We start from the raw sequence: 24,275 nt of genomic DNA, 5'->3' as shown, positions 1-24,275 counted from the left end.
AAGTATGAATGAGTGAAAGATCGATCAAGCTTTTGTCAAAGGATTACTTCTTCACTCATTTATGCGTTCACTCATTACTTTACAGTCCTTCAAATTGGCGCAGGAAGCGGACGTCGTTCTCGAAGTAGAGGCGCAGGTCACGTACCTGGTATTTGAGCATGGTGATGCGCTCGATGCCCATCCCGAAAGCAAAACCGGTGTATTCGTTGGGGTCGATGCCGCAGTTTTCGAGCACGTTGGGGTCGACCATGCCCGAGCCGGCGATTTCGACCCAACCCGTGTATTTGCAGACGTTACAGCCGCTGCCCCCGCAGATCTGGCACGAAATGTCGATTTCGGCGCTGGGCTCGGTAAAGGGGAAGTACGACGGCCGGAACCGGATTTTGGTGTCTTTCGTAAACAGCTCTTTCACAAAGTGATAGAGCGTGTCTTTGAGGTCTTTGAAACCCACATTCCGGTCGACATAAATGCCTTCGACCTGGTGGAACTGGCAGTGCGCCCGCGCCGAAATGGCTTCGTTGCGATACACCCGCCCCGGCATGATCGACCGGATGGGTTTGAACCCGCCGGGACTGTTGCGGACGTGTTCCATCAGCCGAATCTGCACGTTCGATGTGTGGGTACGTAGCAGCACGTCGGCCGATGGGTTGTCGGCTGATTTTTCCACGAAAAACGTATCCTGCATTTCGCGGGCGGGGTGGTTGTCGGGGAAGTTAAGGGCACCGAAGTTATACCAGTCGGTTTCGATTTCGGGACCATCCGACACGTTGAAGCCGATGCGCTCAAAAATCTGGATGATCCGCTGCCGCACAATACTCAGCGGGTGCTGCGTACCGGTGAGGTTAGGAACCACCGGCAGCGTAAGATCGACGGCGGGCTGCGCGGCTGCGGCCTGCTGCTGCGCCTCTACGGCCTCCTGAAAGGCCGCGAACCGCTCCTGCGCCCGGTTCTTCAGTCCATTGAGTTGCTGCCCCAGCGCGCGTCGTTCGTCGGCGGGGGCGGTTTTCAGGCCGTCGAACAGCTCCGTAACGGCTCCTTTTTTACTCAGATAGCGCAGCCGGTACTGCTCCAGCTCGTCTTTGCTGGTTACGGTTGCCGCATCGATTTCGGCGTATAAGTCGGTGATTTTGTCAAGCATGGTAAGCAAGTTTGACGGTTAACGTCGACAGTCTGATGTTGCCCAAAAGATAAAATTCCGTTCAGTCGGGTACTACAAACCGTCAACAGTAGGCGTCAAACGTCAGACTATTTTCCTCAAAGATAACCGCCCGGCCTTTAGTTGCCGAGGGTGGGAGGCTCGTCGACGGGAATCGTGATGATAAAAGTCGTGTATTCGCCGGGTTGGGTATCGACCGACAGCGTGCCCCCGTGGCCTTTGGTGATGATGTCGTAGCTGAGGCTAAGACCCAGCCCCGTGCCCTGTCCGGTGGGTTTGGTGGTAAAGAACGGCTGAAAAATTTTGCGTTGCAGCTCAGTCGGGATGCCGTTGCCGTTGTCCTGCACCCGGATCTCGATGTGCCCATCGAGCTGCCGCGTGTAGAGCCAGACCGTAGGATGATACTGGCCGTCGGGGTCCGTGCGGGCTTTGTCCCAAACGGCGTAGAAGGCGTTGTTGAACAGATTGAGCAGCACCCGGCCAACGTCCTGCGCCACCACCGTTACGGGTTCAAGGATGGGATCGAGGCTGGTGTGCAGGGTCGCGTTGAACGTCTTGTCTTTCGCGCGCAGGCCGTGGTAACTGAGCCGCAGGTATTCGTCGCCGAGGGCGTTGAGGTCGGTGCGGTTTTTCTCGCCGGTGCTGGCGCGGCTATGTTGCAACATGCCCCGCACGATACTGGCCGCCCGCTGCCCGTGGTGACCGATCTTGCTGACGTTCTGGTGGATGTCGTTGAGCAGTTCGGCCTCCAGCTCCGGGTCGCGCTCGTCGGCGGGGCGGGCCTGTTCCTGCCGAAGTTCGTCGAGCAGTTCGGCCGATACTTCCGAGAAGTTGTTGACGAAGTTGAGCGGGTTCTGAATTTCGTGGGCGATGCCGGCCGTCAGTTCACCCAGCGACGCCATCTTTTCGCGTTGCACCAGTTGCGTCTGGGTTTCGCGCAGTTCCTGCAACGACTGGTTGAGTTTCTGGGTACGTTTGGCCACCTGCCGTTCGAGCGTCTCTTTCTGTTGGGTCAGGATCGCCTCTTTTTCGCCCGACAGCTTTTCGACTTCGGCGAGCCGTTTTTGCAGGTCCGAATTGGTTTGGTCGTGTTCTTTCGCCAGCAGGAAAGCCAGCGTAACGGGAATGCCAAAGCCCGCCACCGTGCGGAGTACGTCGAGCGCTTCGTCGGCCAGAGTGGGCGTTTTCCAGAACACAACCAGCACGGCGATGGCCCCCAGCACCAGCACCGCGACCAGCGCTGAGAAGCTAATCAGGATGATGATGGCTTTTTCGCGGGTACGCGCCTGCCGCATGGCCACCGTGGTGATGCGCAACCCGTCGATGATCAGAATCAATGCTCCGATACCCAGCCCAATGCGTGGTAGCTCGGAGAGGAAACCACTTTTCTGGTAATCGGCTCTGTACATCACCAAAAGGCAGAGGATGGATACGATCGTGACCGACCAGAATATCCGCCCGTGTTTGCGCTGAAGGTAGAGGTAATACGTAGCCGACAGCATGAGCGGGAAGGAGTAGCTGCACAGACTGCCAATGTAGTCGATCCAACTGGCCAGATGGAGCGAATGCATGTAAGGAACCGCGTTGTTGGCGACACCATCGAGGCAGTACAGCAACGCTGTGAGTCCAAATACGAGGTTGATTGTCTGGCGGCGGTAAACGTAATACAGGAAGTGAATGGATCCCAGCATCAGAAACGACCCGATGAGCAGGTATTCGATCAGCGTATCGCTATGCGTTTTTGTAACCCGATGCCGCATGTAAGACGCTGGCTCGCAGAGGGTCACCTCCAGGGTTTCTTTGGTTTCAATATAGGCCGGAATGTACCAGGGAGTGGGGTGGGTCGAAAACCGAACGGCCAGCGTGTGGAGGCCCGGCGTTAGTTTCGGGAGCATCAACAGGTCGCCCCGTACCCGTTTGTAGCGCTGTTCGTCGGCGGCCGTTGCGCTGACGCGTCCCAGTTGCTGGATCAGGGTGCCGTCGAGGTAGAGATCGGCGGCACCGTTCAGAAATACGTCGAAAGCAAGCGATTCGCGAGCCTGTGCGGAGTCGAGCCGGAATGCCAGCCGAAACCAGCTGATGCCGGCCTCGGCCACCTGCGGCAGGCGACCAATACGCCGGGTCGGCTTGACGGTCTCCCACCGGCTGTCGTCGAAGGTCGGGCTGGCCCAGGCCCGGTTGTCGCCCGCCCGCCACCGCCAGTCTGTTTTGAAGGCCAGTCCATTCTTCGGGATCGAATCGACCCGAAAAGGCGTCGTTGCCCGCTGTGCAACGCCGTCAAGCCCAAGAAGCAGTAGGCAGAAGAGGAAAAGTGATCGCATACGGCCGCAATTTCTGTAAACATAAAGCCCCGGTCCGAAAACCGGGGCAAGAGAAGCCGTGCTTTTGCGGAAACTTCTGATTCTTTACACCCGCATGGCGGTTTCAAACGCAGCCATGTCGGCGTCGGTCAGGTCGAGGTGGGTGACGAAACGCACCAGCTGCGGCCCAAACGACACCGCCCGGATGCCCCGCTGCGCCAGCCGCTCAACGTACCCGGCGCTGGTGATGCCCTCGACGAGCCGCACAATCACGATGTTGGTATCGACGGGCAAAACCTCTACCACCTCGGGTTGCTGCGCCATAATCTGACCTACCTGCCGGGCGCGCGAATGGTCGACTTTCAGGCGTTCGACGTGGTGGTCGAGGGCGTAGATGCCCGCTGCCGCCAGGAAACCCGCCTGCCGCCAGCCGCCGCCCATGAGCTTACGAAACCGCCGCGCCTGCGCAATGAACGTACCTGAGCCAAGCAGCAACGACCCCACCGGGCACCCCAGTCCTTTCGACAAACAAATGCTGATCGAGTGAAACAGCCGCCCGTAGGCTTCGGGCGCATCGCCGGTTTCGACCAGCGCGTTGAACAGCCGGGCACCGTCGAGGTGGAGCGTCAGGCCGCGTTCGTCGCAAAGCTGGCGGATGGCGGCAATTTCCGGGACGGTGTAATAGGCACCACCGCCTTTGTTGACGGTATTTTCGAGACATACCAGCCGCGATATGGGCCGGTGCACATCGGCCGGATTGTTGATGGCGGGCGCAATGAGGTCGGGCGTGAGTTTGCCCCGCTCACCGGCCAGCAGCGCCACCGAGGCCAGCGCATTGACGGCAATGCCGCCGCCTTCGTAGAGGTATACGTGTGAGAGCTGATCGCAGATCACCTCGTCGCCGGGGCGCACGTGCGTGCGGATGGCGAGTTGGTTGGTCATCGTACCCGAGGCACAAAACAGGGCGGCTTCCATACCAAACAGGTTGGCGGCTTTCTGTTCGAGGGCGTTGACGGTAGGGTCTTCGCCAAAAACATCATCGCCAACGGGGGCGGCCATCATGGCGGCCAGCATAGCGGGGGTTGGGCGGGTTACGGTATCGCTGCGAAAATCGGGCATGAGTATTGATGAACAAGGCACAACGGATAATGTACAATAGGGCTGCTAAGATACCAGTCAGCCCGTTAGGCGAGCCATGCGAAAGAGCACCATTGCCCAAACCGGGTACGTATAACGTACCTGATCGTTGGCGAAAAACCAGCGCATCGGCGACTGTTGTTTCGTATTGCCGCAAGGTATGTGCCTTGGGCTTCCGTAGCCTGACGGTTTTCCCAATGATGAACGCTCGCCGCGATGCTGGTTACCGTGACACCGTGCCGAACTTCGCCGTCAGCTTTTCATTGGCTCTCGGCGCCAGCAACCGGCCATGGCCAAATACGGCTTTGTCGAATGGAAGCTGAGAAACCGCCAGGAGACTGTTTATTCCAAGGGCCCGGTCTTCATACAAGGTGCTGAAATCCAACCCAGCAACATTGGCGCACAGGTCACCGGCAATCAAGACGCTTTCCTGCTGTAACCACAATGCAATGTGTCCGCTACTGTGCCCCGGTGTGTGTAGCACCTGTAGGCCGCCCGCAATAGGGAGTACTTCGTTGTCGGTCAGCTGCCGGTCGACGGTAATGGGGTCAATGGCAGAACTGCCTCGTTTGATAAACAGGTGGTAGATAAACCAGTTGATCAGGCCCGGCGACAGATGAATCGGGGCTTCACCAGCCATGCCTTTTTCGAGCAGAGGCACATCCAGATGATATGCCCAGACGGGAATCTGCTGCTCGGTGCTGAGGGCTGCCGCGCCGCCGGCATGGTCGGGGTGGCTGTGTGTCAGGATGATCCGCCTGAGAGACGCCGGGTCTTTACCTGCCTTGCGAATGGCCGAAACAATGGCCCCGTTACTGCCTTTGTAACCGGTATCGATCAGCGTCAGCCCCTCGGCGCTGTCGTCGATGAGAAACACATTGACCACGCCCAAACTGAGCTGGTAGAGCGAGGCCGTCAGTTGTTGCAGGGAGGCCATGCGGTAGCGGGGTTAGTGAATTGGTAAATAAACGGTAAACGTAGCCCCTTCGCCAGGCCGACCGGTTGCGGTGATCAGCCCGTGATGATTTTCGACTACCTTTTTGACGACAGCCAGTCCAATGCCTGTTCCGGTGTACCTGCTGCGGCCATGCAGGCGATGAAACAACTCAAAAATTCGCTCCTGATAGGCTTCGTCAAACCCGATGCCCTGATCGGCAATGCACAGGCTTACCCATTGGCTGCTGGCCGACGGCAGAACTGGCTGTGGCAACTGATCGGCCCCGAGTAAGCTGGCCGTGATACGTACCTGAGGCGACTCGCCGGGCCGGGTAAATTTGAGGGCGTTGGTAAGCAGGTTTTGCAGCAATTGCCCCATCTGTGTCTTATCCGCCAGAATGGTCGGCAGCGCGTCGCCCCGTTGCGTGATGGTCGCGTTGGTGTCCTGAATAACGGTTTCCAGATCGTCCAGGGTAGCCCGAAGCAGTTCCTGTAACGAAACTGGCTCGAAAGGAGTCTGTATCGTGGTCAGGCGCGAGTAGTCGAGCAGGTCCTTAACCAGCGTCTGCATCCGTATGGCCGCGCCCTGCATCCGCTGTAGCAAATCCTGTCCGTTCGCATCCAGCACAGGGGTGTATTGTTTCAGCAGCAGGTCGCCGAAAGCGTAAATTTTGCGTAAGGGTTCCTGTAGGTCATGCGAGGCGACATAGGCAAACTGCTGGAGGTAGTCGTTTGAGCGGATCAGTGCCGCATTGTTGGCTTCCAGTTGCTGCTGGTAAGCCCGTAGCGGCGTAATATCAGTGGTGATCATCAGCACGCCCGTCTGAAAAGGCGAGATGGCATAATCGTATGTAATGCCCAGCTGCGGGTAGTCGACGGCTGCCTGAAGGGGCTGGCCAGTGGTGACCACCGAAGCCAGTGCTTTGAACAGATCACGTTCCCGAATCGCCGGAAACAGTGTCAGCATGGTTTGCTGTAGGATTGCCTCTTGCGTGAAGTCACGGCCAACAAACCGGGCAAATAAAACCTGCGTGGCCGGATTCGCCAGGTTGATCCGAAAATCCGTAAGCTGGTGAGCCTCGTCGTATAGTGGATCGAGCACCAGAATACTGGTGGCCGAACTGTTGAGCACCTCCGTAATCAACTCTGACTGGCGTTGCTGGGCCAGTTGCGCCCGCTTAAACGGGGTAATGTCCAGGTTCGTGATCACAAATCCGTTGCCGTGCGGCACCGCCGTACTGTCGAACCAGGCTGTGTTGGCTGGACCTTCGTAGCTTGTTTCAAAGCGCTGACTTTCACCCGATTCCACTACGGCGACGTAGCGCTCGAAGATGCCGTTTGTTTTCAGGTGGGGATACAAATCCAGCAGCCGCCGCCCGATGGTAGACGGATACGGGCGAAAATCACGGTAAGCCGCCAGTTCGTTGCCGGTGCTGGTCATGAAATCGACGATCTGCCCCGACGAATCGCGGATGGCTTCGTAGTACCGAACCGCCGCCGGGGAGCTGTTCATTACGCTGGCCAGCAGTGATGCGGTTTTTTGCCCGACGGTAACGTCCTGAAACGATACCAGCAGCCCATCGCCATACTTCACCACCGATACGTCGAGCCAGAGGTCCAGCGTGGGCAGGTGCAACAGTTGGTCGTGTGGCTTACCTGATTCAACGACAGCTACATACTGATGAAAAAACGCGTATTCCTGCATGTTTTCGTAGCGCCTGCTGATGGGTTGCGTCAGGATCGTTTCCCGGCTCTGCCCGACGATGTTCGCCCCAAACTGATTGCAGAGGATGGCCTGAAAATCAATAATCGTCTGCTTTTCATCCCGAATGGCCCGAAAGACGATGAGCCCGGCTGGCATCGTTTCCACGATATCGGCCAACGCCAGCGGCCCGTTGGGGACGGATTCTTGTCGTTCCAGCGAAAGTACCAGCCGCCGATCGTCCACCGGCATGACCTCACAATGATAGGTGTGGGTTACGTCGGGATGGGCAAACGTAAACTGGCCCGGTAGGTTATGAACGACAGCCGCCTGAAGCTGGTCAAGCAGGGCGGGGGCGCTGAATGGCAGGGGTAACTGGTCTAGCCGGGCCCCTAGCAAGTCGCTGCTTACTGCCTGACCCGATACCGTAGCCTGAACAACCCTAAACCCACTGGGATCTTGGCCGAGTTCAAGCACCAGCATAGCCTTTTTGATGGTATCTGGCTGGTTGGTAACAGGCAGGAAAAAACGATTCACAGAACCAGATTTGAAAAAGAGGAAGTAGTAATGCAGTTAAATATACTACTAAATATATGTACTAGATTATGGTTAAGTACTCACCCTGATGTATCGACTGGCGAGTGGTTTGTTTAGTGACAAGCAATCAGCCAGTTATATGGTGAACTGCTCATAGTGAGGTAGTAATGTTTAACCAGTTTTTTTAAATTCACGAAGGGCCAGTAGTGTAGCTAAATAAGCTACATATGGTGATGACTTCTGTCGGTTAAACACTCAGCAGTAGTAGGAGAATCACCCTGGTACCGGTTAACCAAACGCATTCGCGGGTAAGGTGACCATAGTGAACGTACCCAGCAGAGCGAAGATTACTAATGGATTAGCAATCAATTAGTTGAGGCGCTTAGAGATCCTAATTTACACTAACTTAGGCTGTAAAACTGCCTGATCGTTAGCGGATAGTTCAGGAGATAACCGTAAGGCAATTTGCTCGACGTTATAAGAACGTACCCAGCCAGTAAAATCTGGTAGAGTATAAGGTCAGTAACCGCTGAAAATCGCATTGTGTATATACCTTTATAATGAGAAAGTTATGCCCATTATGAGAATGATTTTGTTGCTCTGCTCGGTACTGTTCGGGCACGACTTACTGGCGCAAAATAAGGTCGATAGGTTGTCAAACCTGATGAAAACTTATCATAAGTATACTATGTTTGACGGTACTGTTTTGGTCGCAGAAAACGGAAAGGTTATTTACAAAGAGGCATATGGATTAGCAAACAGAGAATGGAACATTCCTAATTCGGTTGATACAAAATTTATGATTGGGTCCATTTCAAAATCACTTACCGCGACATTGCTGCTAATACTGGTCCAAAAGAAATTGGTATACCTGGACAAAACGCTTGATGACTATTTGCCCGAGTTTAAAAACAAACCAGCCGCAAAAGTGACGATCAGGCAATTGCTCAACCACACGTCAGGGATTCCCAACTATGATATTATTAAAGACTTCTTTCCCAGGATTAGTCGCCAAGGTTTTACCCGAGGTGATTATGTAAAAATATACTGCGACTCTGCACTGGCATTTACGCCCGGAACACGATACATGTACAGTAGTTGGGGGTATTTTACATTAGGATACATCATCGAGAAAGTAACGGGAAAGACCTACGCGCAGGCAATGCATGATGAGATTTTTAGTAAAATACATATGCAAAATTCAGGCTCGTACCTACATACACAAATAGTCCCTAAACGGGCGTCAGGCTATGATTACGGGTTCGGCAACTACGTAAGCGCCGATTTTAGAGACCAGTCAAATACCATGGGAACAGGTGATATTTATACCACCGTTGATGATCTGTTTAGGTTTCATATGGCTATTGCCAACAATACGTTACTCAACAAAGACTTGACAAAGGCCATGCTGACCCCAGGCGTCAGACCCGCTCGATATGGCTACGGTTGGTTTAATCAAAATTTCAGATACACACCCACAGACAGCGTTACGGCCAATTACCATTTAGGATCTACAGAAGGCTTTATCTCCTTTATGATTCGGATGCCTGAAACCAATGATATGGTCGTTATTTTGTGCAATAGTGCGCCAACTGATTTCTTCGGCATTACAAAAAATCTAATGCGTATTTTATATAATAAGCCGGTTGTCTTGAAAGAGCCTGTCCATAAACGAATGGAGGCTATTATCGCAACCGCCACTACAGAAAAAGCGGTAGCAGCTTATGCGCTCATGAAGACGGATACAGCACGTTATTCCGTAGACTGGTTGCAGCTATATTACCTTGGCGAAAAGTTATTGAGCCTGAAGCGTTATGAAGATGCACGACTGGTTGCCGAAAATAACGTACGGGAATTCCCGGACCGCGACCTCATTACTTTATCAATGGCTAACATCTATTTAGCGTTGAACCGAAAAGAGGACGCGCTGACATTTTACAGAAAAACGCTACAATTAAATCCTGACAACGAAGAAGCTAAGAACAGGTTAAAAGAATTGTAGTTGAACAGAAAGTTGCGAACAGACAGCGGGTGGGTGCCGCCTGATGCGCAGGATCAGTGGGTGGGCCAGGCCGGTCTGTTTGGCGGGGTTACAGGCCTGCGGTAAACAGGCTCACCAGCCACAACGCCCCAAAGGTGGCGAGGCCCATCAGCAGGGTCATCAGGCTGTAGGAGCGGACCATCGTGGGCGTGTCGATCTGGCCGAAGCGCGACACCACCCAGAAATAAGCGTCGTTGGCGTGCGAAACGCTCATTGAACCCGCCCCCATCGCGCCCAGCACCAGCAACCGGTCGAAGTCGGTCTGAACACCCAGCGCGGGCAGTAGGGGCAACACAATGGCACTCACCGACATAATGGCGACGGTCGATGAACCCTGCGCTGTTTTGAACACCACCGTCAGCAGAAACGGTAACCAGAGCGGAATATGGCCCGCCGTGCCACCCGTCGAGGTGGCCCAGTCAGTAATGGTCGATTCAAGGCCGATGTGTTTGATGATTTCGCCGAAGGCCCCGCCCCCCGCCACAATCGCCAGCACCGGCCCGGCCTTGTGGATGGCGTCGTCGAGCACGGCATTGACCGTTTCTTTGTCGATGCGGCGGAAGAGCGTCAGGGCAATCAGCATCCCGATCGCCAGCGCCATCACCGGGTCACCCACAAACCGGATGACGGTCAGCAGCAGGGGCGGGAACCGGTCGGGTGCGAGCAGGAACAACGGTTTGGCGGCAATCAGCGCGATCGGCACCAGCACCGCGCAAAACGCCCCTACGGGTACCGACGTGGACGATTGAGGCGGGACTGGATTGGCCGCCTGAATGGGTACGTCGATCGGGGCGAGCGGCTTGACATCGCCCCGATCGACGTACCTGGCCCACAGATAACTAACCAACGTACCCGGCACGGCCAGCAACGTACCCAGAAGCATCATTTGCCCCAGGTTATCCTGTCCGAGGTCGGCGTTGAGAATGCCCACGGCGGCGGTCATGCCGGGGTGAGGCGGCACCAGGCAGTGCACGGCGTAGAGCGATCCGGCCAGATTGAGCATCAGCCGTAGGTGATACCGACCCAGCCGCTGCGCCAGCGTCAGCACCAGCCCGCTGAGCACGATAAAGCCCGAATCGCAGAAGATGGGCAGGCCGATCAGAAAGCCGATCAACGTGACGGCCAGCGGCGTGCGGTCGGCGCGCCCGGCCGATTCGCCCACCGTGCGCAGGATGAAATTGGCCAGATCGGTGGTGGCATGAGTGCGGTCGAGCAGGCTGCCGAGCATGGTGCCCAGCACAATCAGCAGCCCGACTTTTTCGAGCGTATGCCCGAAGCCCGTGCGGATGTGGGTAAGGACGGTTTCGCCGGGGATACCCGCCAGCAGGCCCACCAGTATGGCCAGGCCCAGCAAGACCACGAAGGTGTTAAGCTTATACCAGGAACTCAGCAGGATAATCGCCAGAATAGCAAAGGTTAGTAACAGCAGGGGCGGCATGGCGGGGGCAGGAAACGGTGGTTCGGGGATTGCAAGGTACAATCACTTTCGATACGGCGTACCAGGCGGCGTAGTGCCTGGGTACGTTGGGTAGCAGACCGTTAAAAAAGCCTAAACATAGGTTAGACGGTCGAATGGCGCGGCAACCAATCAGCTCTTTTCCGGACCTTGTGGAAGAGGACGGGTGTGTGCATCCAATCCATTAAACTCGATCTGTTTTATGAAAACCAAACCCTACCTGTTCCGCAGTCTGCTGGCGGCCTCCCTCATAGCCGGTTGCCTGTCGGGATCATTCACCGAGTCCATCGCCCAAACAGCTCCCCCGGCCTTGCCCGAAGGCATGACCCGCGTAACGTCGGTGGAAGGGATCACCGAATACCAGCTTAAAAACGGTCTGCGGGTGCTGCTTTTCCCCGACGTCTCCAAGCCAACCGTGACGGTTAATATTACCTACATGGTAGGCTCGCGGCACGAGGGCTACGGCGAAAGCGGCATGGCCCACCTGCTCGAACACATGGTATTTAAAGGGTCCACGCGCCACAAGAATATTCCTCAGGAACTGACCGAACATGGCTCGTGGCCCAACGGCACGACCTGGTTCGACCGCACCAATTACTTCGAAACGTTTTCGGCTACCGACGAGAACCTGCGCTGGGCACTTGACCTCGAAGCCGACCGGATGGTGAACAGCTTCATCGACAAAAAAGACCTCGATACCGAGTTTTCGGTGGTGCGCAACGAGTTCGAGATGGGCGAAAACTCGCCGCAATCGGTGCTCATGGACCGCGTGCTGTCGTCGGCCTATCTGTGGCATAACTACGGCAAATCGACCATCGGCTCGCGGGAAGACATCGAACGCGTACCCATCGAAAACCTCAAGGCGTTCTACAAGCGCTTTTACCAGCCCGACAACGCCATTCTGCTCGTGGCGGGTAAATTCGACGAAGCCAAAACGCTGGCGATGATCAGTGAGCTCTACGGCTCCATTCCGAAGCCAGACCGGGTGCTGTCGAAAACCTACACCGTCGAACCCGTACAGGATGGCGAACGCGCCGTGACCCTGCGCCGCGTGGGCGATACGCAGGGCATTGCCGTCGCCTACCACACGCCCGCCGGTGCCCACCCCGACTATGCCCCGATGGACGTGCTCATGGACGTACTGACCAACGAGCCGTCGGGTCGGCTGTATAAAGCGCTGATCGAGGATAAAAAAGCCGCCTCCCAGTGGGGATGGACGCCCGCCCTCTATGACCCCGGTTTCGCCTATTTCTATGCCGAACTGCGCAAGGAACAATCGCTCGACTCGGCCCGCACCGTCATGCTGGGTACGTTGGACGAGATGGCCAGAAGAGCCGCCACGGCCGACGAAGTAGAGCGCGCCAAAACCAAACTGCTCAGCCGCATCGACATGCTATTCAAGCAGGTCGACCGGGTGGGGATGAACCTCAGCGAATACATGGCGGCGGGCGATTGGCGGCTCATTTTCCTCTACCGCGATGCCTTGCGGAAGGTGACGCCCGCCGACGTGCAGCGCGTGGCGCAGGCCTACCTGAAACCCAGCAACCGCACCGTGGGTACGTTCATCCCCGACCCGAAACCCGACCGCGCCGAGATCCCCGCCACGCCCGACGTGATGGCGCTGGTGAACGGCTACAAAGGCGAGGCGATGGTGGCCGCCGGTGAAGCCTTCGACCCATCGCCCGCCAACATCGACACCCGTACCAAACGGGGAAAAGAAGCCAACGGGTTGAAATACGGGCTGTTACAAAAAAGCACGCGGGGCAACTCGGTGAATATGCGAATCCGGCTGCGGATGGGCGACGCACAAAGCCTGATGAACCAGAGCAAGGCGGCCAGCTTTGCCGCGTCGATGCTGGAACGGGGCACCAAAACGCGCAGCTTCCAGCAAATCCGCGACCAAATGGAAAAGCTCAAAGCCGAGGTGTATGTCTACGGCTACGGCCAAAGTGCGATAGTGAGCATCGAAACCCAGAAAGAGAACCTGCCCGCCGTGCTGGCGATCGTTACGGATTACTTGCGTAACCCGACCTTCCCCGAAGCCGAATTCAAGAAGTTGAAAGAAGAAAGTCTGGCAGAGGTCGAGTCGCAGAAGCAGGAACCGCAGTCGATTGCTCAGAACCAGATCCGGCGGCGGCTGAGCCCGTACCCCAAAGGCCACCCGTTCTACGTAGAGACATTCGACGAAGAAATCGACAACATCAAGAAGCTGACGCTCGACGAAGTGAAAGCGTTCTATAAAAATTTCTACGGCGGTCAGCAGGCGGTGGTGTCGGTGGTGGGTGCGTTTGATGAAGCCGCGGTGATGAAGACCATCAAAGGGCTGGGCAGCTGGAAGGCCCCCAAAGCCTACACCCGCGTGCCTTACCAGCTCTTTACCGATGTGAAAACTGGTACCGAGGCCATACAGACCGACGATAAGGCCAACGCCTCGCTCTCGGCGGGAATGAAGTTTCCGATGCGCGACGACCACCCCGACTACGCGGCGCTGTACATGGCTAACTATATTCTGGGCGACGGCTTCCTGAATTCCCGGCTCGCTACCCGCATCCGGCAGAAGGAGGGCGTAAGCTACGGCGTGGGGTCGTATCTGTATGCCGACGACAATGACCCCGTGGGTACGTTCGGTTCCTATGCCATCTACAACCCCGAAAACTCGGATCGCCTCGAAGCGGCCTATAAAGAAGAAATCGAGAAACTGGTGCGCGACGGCGTAACGGCCGACGAACTGAAAGCGGCCAAAGCGGCGGTGTTGCAGAACAAGCAGGTGGAACGGTCGCAGGATGGCCTGCTGGCCGACACCTGGGCGCAGTACCTGACCAAACCCGAAGGGCGTAGTTTCGCTTACGATGCTGAACTCGAAAAGCGCATTGCGGCCCTTACTCCCGAGCAAGTAAACGCAGCCGTCAAAAAATACATCGACTACAACAAGCTGGTGATCGTGAAGGCGGGCGATTTTGCCAAAGCCAAAAAAGCAGTGGCCGACAAGCCCGCCGTGCCGCCAGCCGAGCAGGGGAGTGGTAAAAAAGAGTAGAACAACGTACCTTACCGCTAGATCAGAGCAGCCTCCCTTGCCATGAAACAAATCGTTGAAAAACACCCACTGGCGATCCGGTGGTTTCACTGGGTAAACTTCCCCGTGTTGTTTGCCATGATCTGGAGCGGGCTGCTCATCTATTGGGCCTACCATCCCTACAAGATTCAGATCGGTGGTTACACGCTCATTTCGTTTTTTCCGGACTGGGTGTTCAACGCGTTGCACCAGAAACGCCGGTTGGCCGAAGGCATGGCCTGGCATTTTGCGCTGATGTGGGTCTTTGCCATCAACGGCGTGGCCTATGTGCTCTACACGGCAATTTCGGGCGAATGGCGGCAACTGGTCCCCAACCGCCATTCGTTCCGCGATGCCATCCGGGTCACGCTGCACGACCTGAGGCTGCGCAAAGGCCCGCTGCCGCCGCAGCAGAAGTTCAACGGGGCACAGCAAATTGCCTACACGGGCGTAGTGTTGATGGGCGTCGGCTCGCTGCTGACCGGGCTGGCCATCTACAAACCTATTCAGTTTTCGTGGCTGACGTGGCTGTGCGGCGGCTACAAAACGGCTCGCCTCATTCACTTCGCCCTGACGATGGGTTACCTGCTGTTTTTTGTGGTTCATATTGCGCAGGTAATCCGCGCTGGTTGGAACAATTTCCGGGCTATGGTGGCGGGTTTCGAGCTAACCAACGTACCTGAGAGCCCGCCATCCGGCCCCTCGGCCGGGTTGTCACCGCGTACCGATTCATCGCCCCTACAACCGTCAACCGATTAGCCCCTATGAACGTCGACCAACCCGTTCCGAATCCGCCCGCCGATGAGCAAACGGTTGAACAGCAGGCCCGCCGACGCACGATCAAAGCCTTCATCGGGCTTGGTTTGGCGTCGCTGGTGCCAGTGGGTGTGTGGCGTTGGGTACGTACCCAGCCCACACGCGGCGGCGCACCGCAACCGTTGCTGGAGACCCACAAGGTCAATGCGAAAGTCTTTGAAGGGCTGATCGGTCCCGAGCGGCTGGCCCCTACGTTCCCCGAGTCGATGGCCGCTAACCCCGCGCGGGTCAACGGCGGTATTGGACTGAGCCCGGCCACACCCGCGACCGACTGGCAACTCCGGCTGGAACGAAGCCCCACCGACAGCCAGTTGCTGACGATGGATGACATCCGCGCGTTGCCGAAACACGAACAGGTGATTGAGTTTAAATGTGTGGAAGGCTGGAGCCAGGTACAGCATTGGGGAGGCGTGCGGCTAGTCGATTTTCTGGATCGTTACGGTGCTGGTGCCCGTACGGGGCAGCCCGTCAGCAAGGTCGATCCGGCCAGTCGATACAACTATGTCGGACTGGAAACGCCCAATCGGGGCTATTACGTGGGTATCGACATGGCCAGTGCCCTGCACCCGCAAACCTTGCTGGCCTACGAACTGAACGGCGAGCCCATTTCGGCCAAACACGGTGCACCGCTACGACTGCTGATCCCGATTAAGTACGGTATCAAAAACCTCAAATGCATCGGCCATATCTTCTTCGCCGACGGGCCGCCCCGCGACTTTTGGGCCGAGCAGGGGTACGATTATTTCTCGGGCCTGTAAAAAACGGTAGCTACCTTTTTTGTGGAAAATGGGCACCTCGTGCATCGCCTAATAAACTAAACGCTTAGGTATGGTACGTGCCCTCCTTGTCGCCCTGCTGCTGGCTGGTAGTCAGCTTACGTTTGCTCAACAAACCATCACCGTCGGCGCTGCCCCGGCGCCACCTACGCGGGTACTGCTGTGGGCCGATTCCGCCGCGCACAACATTAGCCCCGTCGAGTTGCTCCGCACCTACGCGCCGATCGAAACGAAACTGGACGCGTTACCGGCCGCGAAGCGAAAAGAGCATACCAATGCGCTGATGGAACTTAGTCAGGAAAAGAAGACATCCGTCGAGAGCCAGGGTGATCTGCCCGCCGACGGATTTTTTTATGAAGTCACGGAGCTGTTTGCAGCCAGTGGCCGGGCCGACTGGATTATCGTCAAGCCGATGGGCGAGCCAAATCGGAAAGCCCTTGACGATCTGCTACGCCGCCTGGCTGTCTTCTACCAAGCTGATCGATTTGCCAAACCGATGGCTGCACCCTATAGCAATGGGTATTTCACCAATTTCGGGCGACCGCGTGAGAAACGGACCGTGCTCACCGGCGACAGTATAATCAACACTTTAGAAGCTGCTGCTGCTACTACCCGGCCCGACACCGTCAAGTACCTTTATTTCAATCATCTGGACCTGAAGGACGTGCCCAACGTGGTCTATCGCTTCCCGAATCTGGAGGAGCTGGATCTGTCGAAAAACCGCCTGACGCAACTGCCCGCCCGCCTCACGGCTGATCTGCCCCAACTGCGGCGGCTCAGTGTGTTGTTCAACCAGATTAGCAACGACAGCGTGTTCATTACGCCCAACAAACACCTGCTGGCCCTCACGCTTCAGGGAAATAAACTGACCCGCATTCCAACGAGTGTGCGCAACGCCCGAAACCTGGAAAGCCTCTGGATGGGCAACAACAAGCTGAGCGAGCTGAATATAAAGGCGATTAAGAAGCTAAAACACCTCTACGACCTGAACCTCTACAACGCCGGGCTGACGAGCTTGCCGAAGCAGATCAGGAAACTGAAACACGTGCGGGTATTAGATTTGTATTATAACGAACTCACCGGGTTGCCGAAGCAGATCGGAAAAATGCGCCGGCTGGAACAACTGGCCGTAGCGCACAACAAACTGACGAGCCTACCCCCGCAACTGGCCAAACTGCGCTACCTCGACACCCTTTACGTGCACCATAACCCGCTGGCTACTCTGCCCACCACGTTCAACCGGTTTAAGGCCATTCGCCTGCTTGACCTAAGCTACAGCCGCCTCAGCGCCTTCCCCGCCGAACTGACAACCCTGAAAACGCTGGAGACGATCGACCTCAGCGGCAATAACATTCAGGTGTTGCCTGCCAGTGTTACGCAGCTCTCTGGCCTGAAGCATCTGTACCTGCGCAGTAACCCCGTCACGCGCGACGATGCCAAAATTGGTCCCTATGCAAAAGTGATCGATCAACTCGAAGCGCAGAACACGGCGGTGTATTATTAGTTAGGTAGGAAAGTGGCGGTGATGATCGTGTAGCGGTACCGGGCAGATGGCTGCTCGTACCCTACCAAAAAAACAACGTGCCAGCCTCTATACGATCACACCAAACTGACTATCGCAACTTACTTTCGCTTCCATGTTCACGATTGAGACACGCCAGATCGGGCCAATTGAAGGCACCGAGACCCTCACAGACTACATTTTAAGTAACCCCGACACCGGCGAATGGGCAGCGGTGCTACCCGGTTTCGGCGGTATTCTGCGCCAACTGGTGCTGCGGAAAGGCGATACGCGCTACAAAGTGGTGGATAGCCCGGCGTCGGCACAGGCGCTGCTGGCCGACGAGACCTACGCCAGTGCGCTGATGTTCCCTTTTGCGAGCCGGGTTCGGCATGGCATCTATCAGTTTGAAGGCATCGACTACGTACTGCCCCTAAACGAGGTCATGCGCGACAACGCCTTGCACGGGTTTGTGCATCAGAAACCGTTTCGGGTAATTCATCAGGAAGCCAACCTGCACCATGCCTCGCTGACAATTCAGTTCAACTACACGGGCGACGTACCTGGCTACCCATTCCCGTTCTCGCTCGTGGTGACCTACTCGCTGTCGGCGCAGGGGCTGGGCGTTACGTTCAAAGCCAGCAATACCGGCTCGACCCGCTGCCCGGCGGCTTTCGGCTGGCACCCGTATTTCACGCTCAACAACGCCCCCGTCGATGAGATGGAACTGACGCTGCCTGTGCGGGCTATTGTCGACCTCGACCAGCACATGATTCCGACCGGGAAGCGGCCCGTTCCGGCCGACCGGCTGGGTATGTTCGCCATGCAGGATGTCCAGCTCGATACACCCTTTGAAGCGCAGTTCAGCGAAGAAAATGGCAAAAAAGAGGCCGTTACCACCCTGCGTTGGCCCGAAGAAGATGTTGCCCTTGAACTAACGCAAAGCGACTCGTTGCCCTACATTGTGGTCTACACGCCGCTACGCCGGGATAGCATCGCCATCGAGCCCCAAACGGCCAATGTTAATGCCTTCAACAACGGCGAGGGACTAACGGTGCTGAATCCGGGCGATGAGCTACAGGGAAGTATCAATGTGCGATTGATATAAACTAGAAGTTACCTATATTCACAGGTTGTTTCATTTCGTAAAAAATGATTCGCCCTCAAACTCTGCTACGAAAGCTAAAGGCACCGTATCCACAACCGTTTGATGTCAGCAAAGCCTTTCGCAAAGCGCTGCTGGCTGGTATTCTGGTTTCGCTGGTTAACCTGACGTTTCAGCCGTTTGGGTTAAGCTCCTTTGAGCACCCCTACAAAACGTGGGTGTTGCTGGGGTTTGGGGTTCCTGTTTTTTTCTGGGTGGGCGTGCTAGGTGTGTTGGTACCGATGTGTTCCCCGTCGTTCTGGGGGCGGCAGCAGGAACACTGGACCCTCTGGAAACAGCTTCTAATTAGCTACCTCATCACGGTCTGCATCACCGTGTCGATGTATTTCTACGCCCAGTGGATCGAGTTCGCGCCGTTTGCGTCGATCGGTTATCTGGTGGTTTGCTCCTTTTTTTTCGGCGCGCTGGTGTCGCTGTTTTTCCTGTTCTTCGATCAGAACACGTACCTGGCGGAAGTCGACCGCCGGTCTACGGCCGAGTCGGAAGAATTGAAAATGCTGATTCGGGAAAGCCACCACCGCATGCGTAATCACCTGCAGGTCATTGCGTCCATTCTGCGGCTCCAGACCTCTTCGATCACGGATGAACGGGCGCTGGAGGCCCTGCGGACGAGCGAAAAACGCCTCGAATCCATCGCGATCCTGCACGAAAAACTGTACTGCAACGAGAGTGTGAGCCGGGTTGATTTGCGGGCGTACCTGGAAGAACTCATTGAAATCATCGCCCGCCACCATGCCGAACTAACCCCCAACGTGGCGATTCAGGTGGAGGATTATGCCGCCCTGCGGGTGCCGCTCGATACAGCCGTACCGCTGGGATTAATCGTGAATGAGCTGATTACCAACTCGTTTAAGCATGCGTTCCGGACGATGGATAACGGTGCCATTCAACTGATCCTGGACCAGTCGGCCGACGGGCGTAATCGCCTGATCGTGCGCGACAACGGGCCGGGCGTTCCCGATGAGGTAGTCGACCAGCCAGGTACGTCGCTTGGCATGCGGCTGGTTAAGGCGCTGACTCAGCAGCTTAAAGGACAACTCAGCTACAGCAGCAACGGTGGCGCCGAGTTTGTCGTGCAGTTCTGATCGGCCCCGCCGCCCGCTTACAACAGCAACCGCCACCAGCCATAGCGATCGGGATACACCCGAATGGCCCCGTCGTCATCCACGTCGACGACATTGTAGGTGGTAATCACAGGCACAGGCCGGGGCAGGGCTATTGGTTTCGGGCTGGCATTGACCGGGCAGCGGGTGAGGTAATCGGCACCAAACTGCGTATAGCCCAACAGACGGTTGGCGAGGTCGGCGGGGCGCTCTACGCGGATACAACCGTGGCTCAGGAATCGGTTTTCCAGGGCGAAGGCCCGCCGCACATTAGTGTCGTGCAGGTACACGTCATACGGGCTGTTGATGGTGAATTTTAGCAGGCCCAGTGCGTTGTCGCAGCCCGTCGACTGACGCAGCCGATACGGAAACGCACTAACCGGCACTGTCCAGTCGACCCGGCCGGGATCCACCAGTTGACCTTTGGCATCCAGCACCTGAAGCCCGAACTGATTCAGCGCTGCCGACGGGTTTTTTCGAATCTTGGGCAGGTATTCTTTCAGAATCGAGCGGGGAATGGTCCAGTAAGGATACATCACCAGGCCGGGGATATAGGCCGCAAAAACGGGCGTCGGCGTACTGGGCTTGCCCACAACCACCCGGCTGCTAAACTGCGTGTTGCCCGCCCGATCGATCAGCCGCAACGTAGCCGACGGAATATTGACAACTACACGTTGCGGGGCCGAAAACCGGTTGAGCCAGCGGTACGTATTGAGCGTTTCGTGCACCTGCCCAATTGTCAGCGAATCACCCATATAATCGTCGATGAGACAGCGCAGGCAATAGGCCGTCAGTTGTCGGTACCGGCGGTCGTGCGATTCCATCGAGTCAAGAAGCGGACACCAGTCGGCACCCGCCAGAAAGAGGGTAGTCAGCCGATGAAGCCGGGCGGTATCGAGTTGTTCAGGCACCCCCTGATAGCCCATGCGCCGGGGTGTTCGACCATACACAAGCTGGGTAAAATAGCGCGTCAGGCAGGCAGCGTCGGGTTGGGCGCAGAGGCTATCGACACCAATCGAATGGGCATACTGGCGCAGACGTACCCAGTCGCCGGGTGTTTGGGCAGTGGCCAGATGTACGGTCAGAAATAGCAGGAAAACAGCGAAGGAGCGGCGCATAAGTAGGGCAGATTCGTTGCTGGCAAAGGTGGTTGGTTCGCCGCGCTGCCCGCCTGATACCGTTCAGGTAAGTGGTTGAATTCTATCAGGTTAGGGTTTGAGTGTGCTCATGGGCGGCATCGATAGGGCTTGCCAACTTTGCCAGAGCAGGGGCACTTTCCTGCCTGTAAGCCCCTTGAGTTATGAAAAAGATTCTGTTGCTCACCGACTTTTCTGACGCCTCGCGCCATGCCCTTCAGTTTGTGCGCTCGTTGTTTGGCGATACAGTTGCCGACTTTCACCTCATGTGCGTGTACCCGGTTGAAGCCGATGCGTTTTATAGCCGTAACTACGTAACGCAGGCCGCCCACACCGCGTTTGCCGACCAACTGCACGAAGTGGTGGCGCAATTGCGCCACGAAGCCCCCACCGACTGGCACACCTTCCGCAGTTCGGCGCATCCGGGTACGTTGCTCGAGGTGGCCACGCAGGCCGTTGACAATGAAACCTATGACTGGGTGGTTATTGGCGCGAAAAAAGACGGCACCAACGCCTTGTTTGGCAATAGCGCCACCGCCCTGATCCGGCAACTCAAAGCAAACGTGCTGGTGGTGCCCGTCGACGTACCCATCCGGCCCGTCTGGCAGGTGGTGCTGGCGGCCGATTTTGCCAGCCTGAAAAACTGCAAGCTGCTCAGCCCGCTCAAAGAACTGGTTACCCTGAAAGGGGCAAACCTGACGCTGCTGACGGTAAAAACGCCCGATAAAAAGATTGTCTACGCCGATCAGGAAGCCCGCATCCGGCAGTTTCTGGCGCCCATCGAACCGGGCGTGACGCAGGTGCAGGCGTCAGACGCCCGGGAGGGCATCGACACGTACCTGAACGACCACCCGGTGGATCTGCTGGTGACCATTCCCAAACACAAAAGCTGGTCCGACGTGCTGGCCAACAACAGCGTAACGCGCGCTTTGGCCTACAGGCCATCCGTGCCGCTGATGGTGCTCTACGACGATAGCCACAGCGACGAACCCCGGCTGATCGATGACCTGTCCAATTTGGATTACGCTCTCTAAATCAATCCATCATGTATAAGCTCTTGCTACTGACCGACTTCTCCGCCGCATCCGAGCACGCTATAGCGTTTGCTCAGACGCTGTTTGCCGACACCGCAACGGATTTTTGTCTGTTGCACACGTACCCAATCCGTCTCGAAGAAAGCCATGCGGGGGCCATGCTGCTGGCCGAGGACCGCAAAATTGCCGAAACAGCATTGGAGCAACTGAAAGAAAAATTGACGCAGCAACCCGTTCCGAACTACCACACCTACCGCACGATGGTGGCGCTGGGTGGGCCGGTTGGCGTAGTCGACGAATTGATCTCTGATGAATTTTTTGACCTGATCGTCGTGGGCGCGTCGGGTACGGGCTTTGCCGAATTATTTGGCAGCGTGGCGACGGGGTTGGTACGTACTGCCAAAACAAATGTACTCGTGGTGCCTAAGCAAGCACCCATTACGCCGTTGCAGGAGGTTGTGCTGGCAACCGATTACCGGTCTGTCAACGACACCGAATCGCTTACATTTTTGAACCAACTAGCAGGTCGTAAAGGGGCGAATCTGACTCTCCTGACCATTGAAAAAGGAACGCCCGGCGATTCGATTTCGTCATTGACGCGCGACGTGGTCGAACAGGCACTCAATAGCGTACAGGCCAATCCGTACTATATCTACGATGACGATGTGCTGCACGGAATCGACCTGTATCTGGACGAGCACCGCACCGACCTGCTGGTTCTGGTTCCGCACCACAAAGGTTTTTTCGATGTGCTACTTCAGAACAGCGTCACCCGCTCGATTGCCTTTGCGCCTCGTGTCCCGCTGCTGACGCTGTATGATGCTGAGCAGGTAACAACCAAACTTAAGCGGGGAGCCGAGCACCCCACCGCGCTGCCTGCGTTCTAGCGCATCAGCTGATTGGTAACAAGTGGGTTGTTTGCTGCCGCGCGACCCTAATGCGTCACCAGTACATTGGCGTCTTCCACTTCGACCAGGCCGTCGGCGTTGATGGCGGTGAGGTGCACCGGCACCAGCTCATTGATCCGAAGCGGGTCGTAGTTGGCGACCACGCGGACGTAATTTTCCGTGAAACCCTGCATCCGGCCCGTTGCTTCGTCGACGTCGTCTTCAAACAAAACGGTGGCGGCTCGCCCTACCTGTGACTCGTAGAATGCCCGCCGTTTTTTGTCCGACAGGATGTGGAGCATCTTGCTGCGTTCGGCGCGGACGTGGCCCGGTACTACAGGTTTGATTGTCAGGGCCGTAGTGTTGGGGCGTTCCGAATAGGTAAATACGTGGAAATACGACACCGGCAGTTCGTTGAGGAACTCGTACGTTTCCAGAAATAGCTCGTTAGTTTCGCCGGGGTGCCCAACAATCACGTCGACACCGATGCAGGCGTGGGGCATCAGGGCTTTGATGGTCGCTACCCGATCGGCATAGAGGTCGCGTTTGTACCGACGGCGCATCAGGCCCAGCACCTGATTGCTACCCGATTGCAATGGAATGTGGAAATGCGGCACGAACCGTTTCGACCCGGCCACGAAAGCAATGATCTCGTCGGTCAGCAGGTTGGGTTCGATGCTCGAAATCCGGAACCGTTCAATGCCGTCGACCTCGTCGAGCGCCTGAATCAGCTCCAGAAAGGTTTCGTTCCGTCGCATCATCGGGCCGCCGCCGCTAACCAGACCAAAATCACCGATGTTGACGCCCGTCAGTACAATCTCCTTTACTCCACGCGCTGCGATCTCGTGGGCCGCCCGCACCACGTTCTCGATCGTGTCGGAGCGGCTCTTGCCCCGGGCCAATGGGATGGTACAGTAGGCGCAGGGATAGTCGCAGCCGTCCTGCACCTTCAGGAAGGTGCGCGTGCGGTCGTTGAGCGAGTACGCAGCGTGGTAATCGACTACTTCTTCAATGTTGGCGTTGAGTACCCGGCCCGGTTGCCCGCTGGGCGCTTTGGTAAAGGTGGGCATCAGCTCGGCCAGCCGGAATTTCTCGGCAGCGCCCAGCACGGCATCCACCCCCGGAATCTCCGAAATCTCGGTGGGTTTCAACTGCGCATAGCACCCCAGAATGGCCACAAACCCATCGGGGTTGATCTTCTGTGCTTCACGCACGATTTTGCGGCACTTCTTATCGGCATTATCCGTCACCGAGCAGGTGTTGATAATGAAAATATCGGGCTGCTGATTGAACTCGACGCGCTCGTAGCCCTGCTGCTCCATCATCCGGGCGAGGGTCGAGGTTTCCGAGAAATTCAGCTTGCAGCCAAGCGTGTAAAAGGCCACTTTTTTCATAATCGACGCGCATTCTATCCCGCAACGGGGCCATCTGTCCTGCAAAAATACAAAAGTCCAAGGGGAAAGGTTTGAAGTTTACGGTTTGATGTCTAATGTTTAAGGTTGGCTGACGCGTCTTACTCGGGCGTCAGCCAACCTTAAAC

17 protein-coding genes are annotated in these 24,275 nt (G+C 56.5%); 9 read left to right on the top strand and 8 right to left on the bottom strand.

What is annotated here, in order from left to right:
* Nucleotides 1-79: 79 nt before the first annotated feature.
* From pheS to ACAW74_RS18470, 5 genes are all read right to left on the bottom strand, one after another.
* Nucleotides 80-1,138: a phenylalanine--tRNA ligase subunit alpha gene (gene pheS, locus ACAW74_RS18490; protein ID WP_370699702.1), complete on the bottom strand. Its 1,059-nt coding sequence runs from the start codon at nt 1,136-1,138 to the stop codon at nt 80-82.
* Between the two features lie 137 nt (nt 1,139-1,275).
* A complete protein-coding gene (locus ACAW74_RS18485) occupies nt 1,276-3,477 on the bottom strand; it encodes an ATP-binding protein (protein WP_370699701.1) in 2,202 nt (733 codons plus the stop codon).
* Nucleotides 3,478-3,561: 84 nt separating this feature from the next.
* Entirely contained in the window at nt 3,562-4,575 is a 1,014-nt protein-coding gene (locus ACAW74_RS18480) for a threonine aldolase family protein (RefSeq protein WP_370699700.1), read from the bottom strand.
* Nucleotides 4,576-4,816: 241 nt separating this feature from the next.
* Entirely contained in the window at nt 4,817-5,530 is a 714-nt protein-coding gene (locus ACAW74_RS18475) for an MBL fold metallo-hydrolase (RefSeq protein ID WP_370699699.1), read from the bottom strand.
* A gap of 12 nt (nt 5,531-5,542) precedes the next feature.
* Nucleotides 5,543-7,768: a PAS domain-containing sensor histidine kinase gene (locus ACAW74_RS18470; RefSeq protein ID WP_370699698.1), complete on the bottom strand. Its 2,226-nt coding sequence runs from the start codon at nt 7,766-7,768 to the stop codon at nt 5,543-5,545.
* 664 nt (nt 7,769-8,432) lie between these two features.
* Between ACAW74_RS18470 and ACAW74_RS18465 the strand changes: the two genes are divergently transcribed.
* A complete protein-coding gene (locus ACAW74_RS18465; protein ID WP_370699697.1) occupies nt 8,433-9,770 on the top strand; it encodes a serine hydrolase in 1,338 nt (445 codons plus the stop codon).
* 88 nt (nt 9,771-9,858) lie between these two features.
* On the opposite strand, the gene ACAW74_RS18460 is transcribed toward ACAW74_RS18465, so the two are convergent.
* Entirely contained in the window at nt 9,859-11,247 is a 1,389-nt protein-coding gene (locus ACAW74_RS18460) for a GntP family permease (RefSeq protein WP_370699696.1), read from the bottom strand.
* 220 nt (nt 11,248-11,467) lie between these two features.
* Between ACAW74_RS18460 and ACAW74_RS18455 the strand changes: the two genes are divergently transcribed.
* The 6 genes from ACAW74_RS18455 (at nt 11,468) to ACAW74_RS18430 (ending at nt 19,660) form a co-directional block, all read left to right on the top strand.
* Nucleotides 11,468-14,299: a M16 family metallopeptidase gene (locus tag ACAW74_RS18455; RefSeq protein ID WP_370699695.1), complete on the top strand. Its 2,832-nt coding sequence runs from the start codon at nt 11,468-11,470 to the stop codon at nt 14,297-14,299.
* Nucleotides 14,300-14,341: 42 nt separating this feature from the next.
* Nucleotides 14,342-15,076 (top strand): cytochrome b/b6 domain-containing protein, encoded by a 735-nt coding sequence (locus ACAW74_RS18450; protein ID WP_370699694.1) that lies wholly within the window; start codon nt 14,342-14,344, stop codon nt 15,074-15,076.
* A 5-nt stretch (nt 15,077-15,081) separates the two neighbouring features.
* Nucleotides 15,082-15,891 carry a molybdopterin-dependent oxidoreductase gene (locus ACAW74_RS18445; RefSeq protein WP_370699693.1) on the top strand — a complete coding sequence of 270 codons (810 nt, stop codon included), beginning with the start codon at nt 15,082-15,084 and terminating at the stop codon, nt 15,889-15,891.
* A gap of 70 nt (nt 15,892-15,961) precedes the next feature.
* A complete protein-coding gene (locus ACAW74_RS18440; protein WP_370699692.1) occupies nt 15,962-17,413 on the top strand; it encodes a leucine-rich repeat domain-containing protein in 1,452 nt (483 codons plus the stop codon).
* A 133-nt stretch (nt 17,414-17,546) separates the two neighbouring features.
* Nucleotides 17,547-18,518 (top strand): aldose 1-epimerase, encoded by a 972-nt coding sequence (locus ACAW74_RS18435; RefSeq protein ID WP_370699691.1) that lies wholly within the window; start codon nt 17,547-17,549, stop codon nt 18,516-18,518.
* 44 nt (nt 18,519-18,562) lie between these two features.
* A complete protein-coding gene (locus ACAW74_RS18430) occupies nt 18,563-19,660 on the top strand; it encodes a sensor histidine kinase (RefSeq protein ID WP_370699690.1) in 1,098 nt (365 codons plus the stop codon).
* Nucleotides 19,661-19,677: 17 nt separating this feature from the next.
* Here ACAW74_RS18430 and ACAW74_RS18425 read toward each other — a convergent pair whose 3' ends face one another.
* Nucleotides 19,678-20,796 (bottom strand): L,D-transpeptidase family protein, encoded by a 1,119-nt coding sequence (locus tag ACAW74_RS18425; protein ID WP_370699689.1) that lies wholly within the window; start codon nt 20,794-20,796, stop codon nt 19,678-19,680.
* A gap of 182 nt (nt 20,797-20,978) precedes the next feature.
* Between ACAW74_RS18425 and ACAW74_RS18420 the strand changes: the two genes are divergently transcribed.
* Together ACAW74_RS18420 and ACAW74_RS18415 are read left to right on the top strand one after the other, a co-directional pair.
* Entirely contained in the window at nt 20,979-21,848 is an 870-nt protein-coding gene (locus ACAW74_RS18420; protein WP_370699688.1) for a universal stress protein, read from the top strand.
* Between the two features lie 11 nt (nt 21,849-21,859).
* On the top strand, nt 21,860-22,735 hold the full coding sequence (locus ACAW74_RS18415) for a universal stress protein (protein ID WP_370699687.1): 876 nt from the start codon (nt 21,860-21,862) through the stop codon (nt 22,733-22,735).
* A gap of 47 nt (nt 22,736-22,782) precedes the next feature.
* On the opposite strand, the gene mtaB is transcribed toward ACAW74_RS18415, so the two are convergent.
* The gene (gene mtaB / locus ACAW74_RS18410) at nt 22,783-24,129 is read right to left on the bottom strand and encodes a tRNA (N(6)-L-threonylcarbamoyladenosine(37)-C(2))-methylthiotransferase MtaB (protein ID WP_370699686.1); all 1,347 of its coding nucleotides are present in this window, start codon (nt 24,127-24,129) and stop codon (nt 22,783-22,785) included.
* Nucleotides 24,130-24,275 lie beyond the last annotated feature (146 nt).

The organism is Fibrella musci (assembly GCF_041321105.1).
GTDB lineage: Bacteria > Bacteroidota > Bacteroidia > Cytophagales > Spirosomataceae > Fibrella > Fibrella musci.
This window is presented reverse-complemented; position numbering and strand designations above follow the sequence as displayed.

Excerpts from the sequence above, each read along its gene's own strand:
- ACAW74_RS18485 (WP_370699701.1), bottom strand. The coding sequence starts at position 3,477 with ATGCGATCACTTTTCCTCTTCTGCCTACTGCTTCTTGGGCTTGACGGC.
- ACAW74_RS18425 (WP_370699689.1), bottom strand. The coding sequence starts at position 20,796 with ATGCGCCGCTCCTTCGCTGTTTTCCTGCTATTTCTGACCGTACATCTG.
- ACAW74_RS18460 (WP_370699696.1), bottom strand. The coding sequence starts at position 11,247 with ATGCCGCCCCTGCTGTTACTAACCTTTGCTATTCTGGCGATTATCCTG.
- ACAW74_RS18440 (WP_370699692.1), top strand. The coding sequence starts at position 15,962 with ATGGTACGTGCCCTCCTTGTCGCCCTGCTGCTGGCTGGTAGTCAGCTT.
- ACAW74_RS18450 (WP_370699694.1), top strand. The coding sequence starts at position 14,342 with ATGAAACAAATCGTTGAAAAACACCCACTGGCGATCCGGTGGTTTCAC.
- ACAW74_RS18435 (WP_370699691.1), top strand. The coding sequence starts at position 17,547 with ATGTTCACGATTGAGACACGCCAGATCGGGCCAATTGAAGGCACCGAG.
- ACAW74_RS18480 (WP_370699700.1), bottom strand. The coding sequence starts at position 4,575 with ATGCCCGATTTTCGCAGCGATACCGTAACCCGCCCAACCCCCGCTATG.
- mtaB (WP_370699686.1), bottom strand. The coding sequence starts at position 24,129 with ATGAAAAAAGTGGCCTTTTACACGCTTGGCTGCAAGCTGAATTTCTCG.
- ACAW74_RS18455 (WP_370699695.1), top strand. The coding sequence starts at position 11,468 with ATGAAAACCAAACCCTACCTGTTCCGCAGTCTGCTGGCGGCCTCCCTC.
- pheS (WP_370699702.1), bottom strand. The coding sequence starts at position 1,138 with ATGCTTGACAAAATCACCGACTTATACGCCGAAATCGATGCGGCAACC.
- ACAW74_RS18415 (WP_370699687.1), top strand. The coding sequence starts at position 21,860 with ATGTATAAGCTCTTGCTACTGACCGACTTCTCCGCCGCATCCGAGCAC.
- ACAW74_RS18465 (WP_370699697.1), top strand. The coding sequence starts at position 8,433 with ATGAAAACTTATCATAAGTATACTATGTTTGACGGTACTGTTTTGGTC.
- ACAW74_RS18420 (WP_370699688.1), top strand. The coding sequence starts at position 20,979 with ATGAAAAAGATTCTGTTGCTCACCGACTTTTCTGACGCCTCGCGCCAT.
- ACAW74_RS18445 (WP_370699693.1), top strand. The coding sequence starts at position 15,082 with ATGAACGTCGACCAACCCGTTCCGAATCCGCCCGCCGATGAGCAAACG.
- ACAW74_RS18475 (WP_370699699.1), bottom strand. The coding sequence starts at position 5,530 with ATGGCCTCCCTGCAACAACTGACGGCCTCGCTCTACCAGCTCAGTTTG.
- ACAW74_RS18430 (WP_370699690.1), top strand. The coding sequence starts at position 18,563 with ATGATTCGCCCTCAAACTCTGCTACGAAAGCTAAAGGCACCGTATCCA.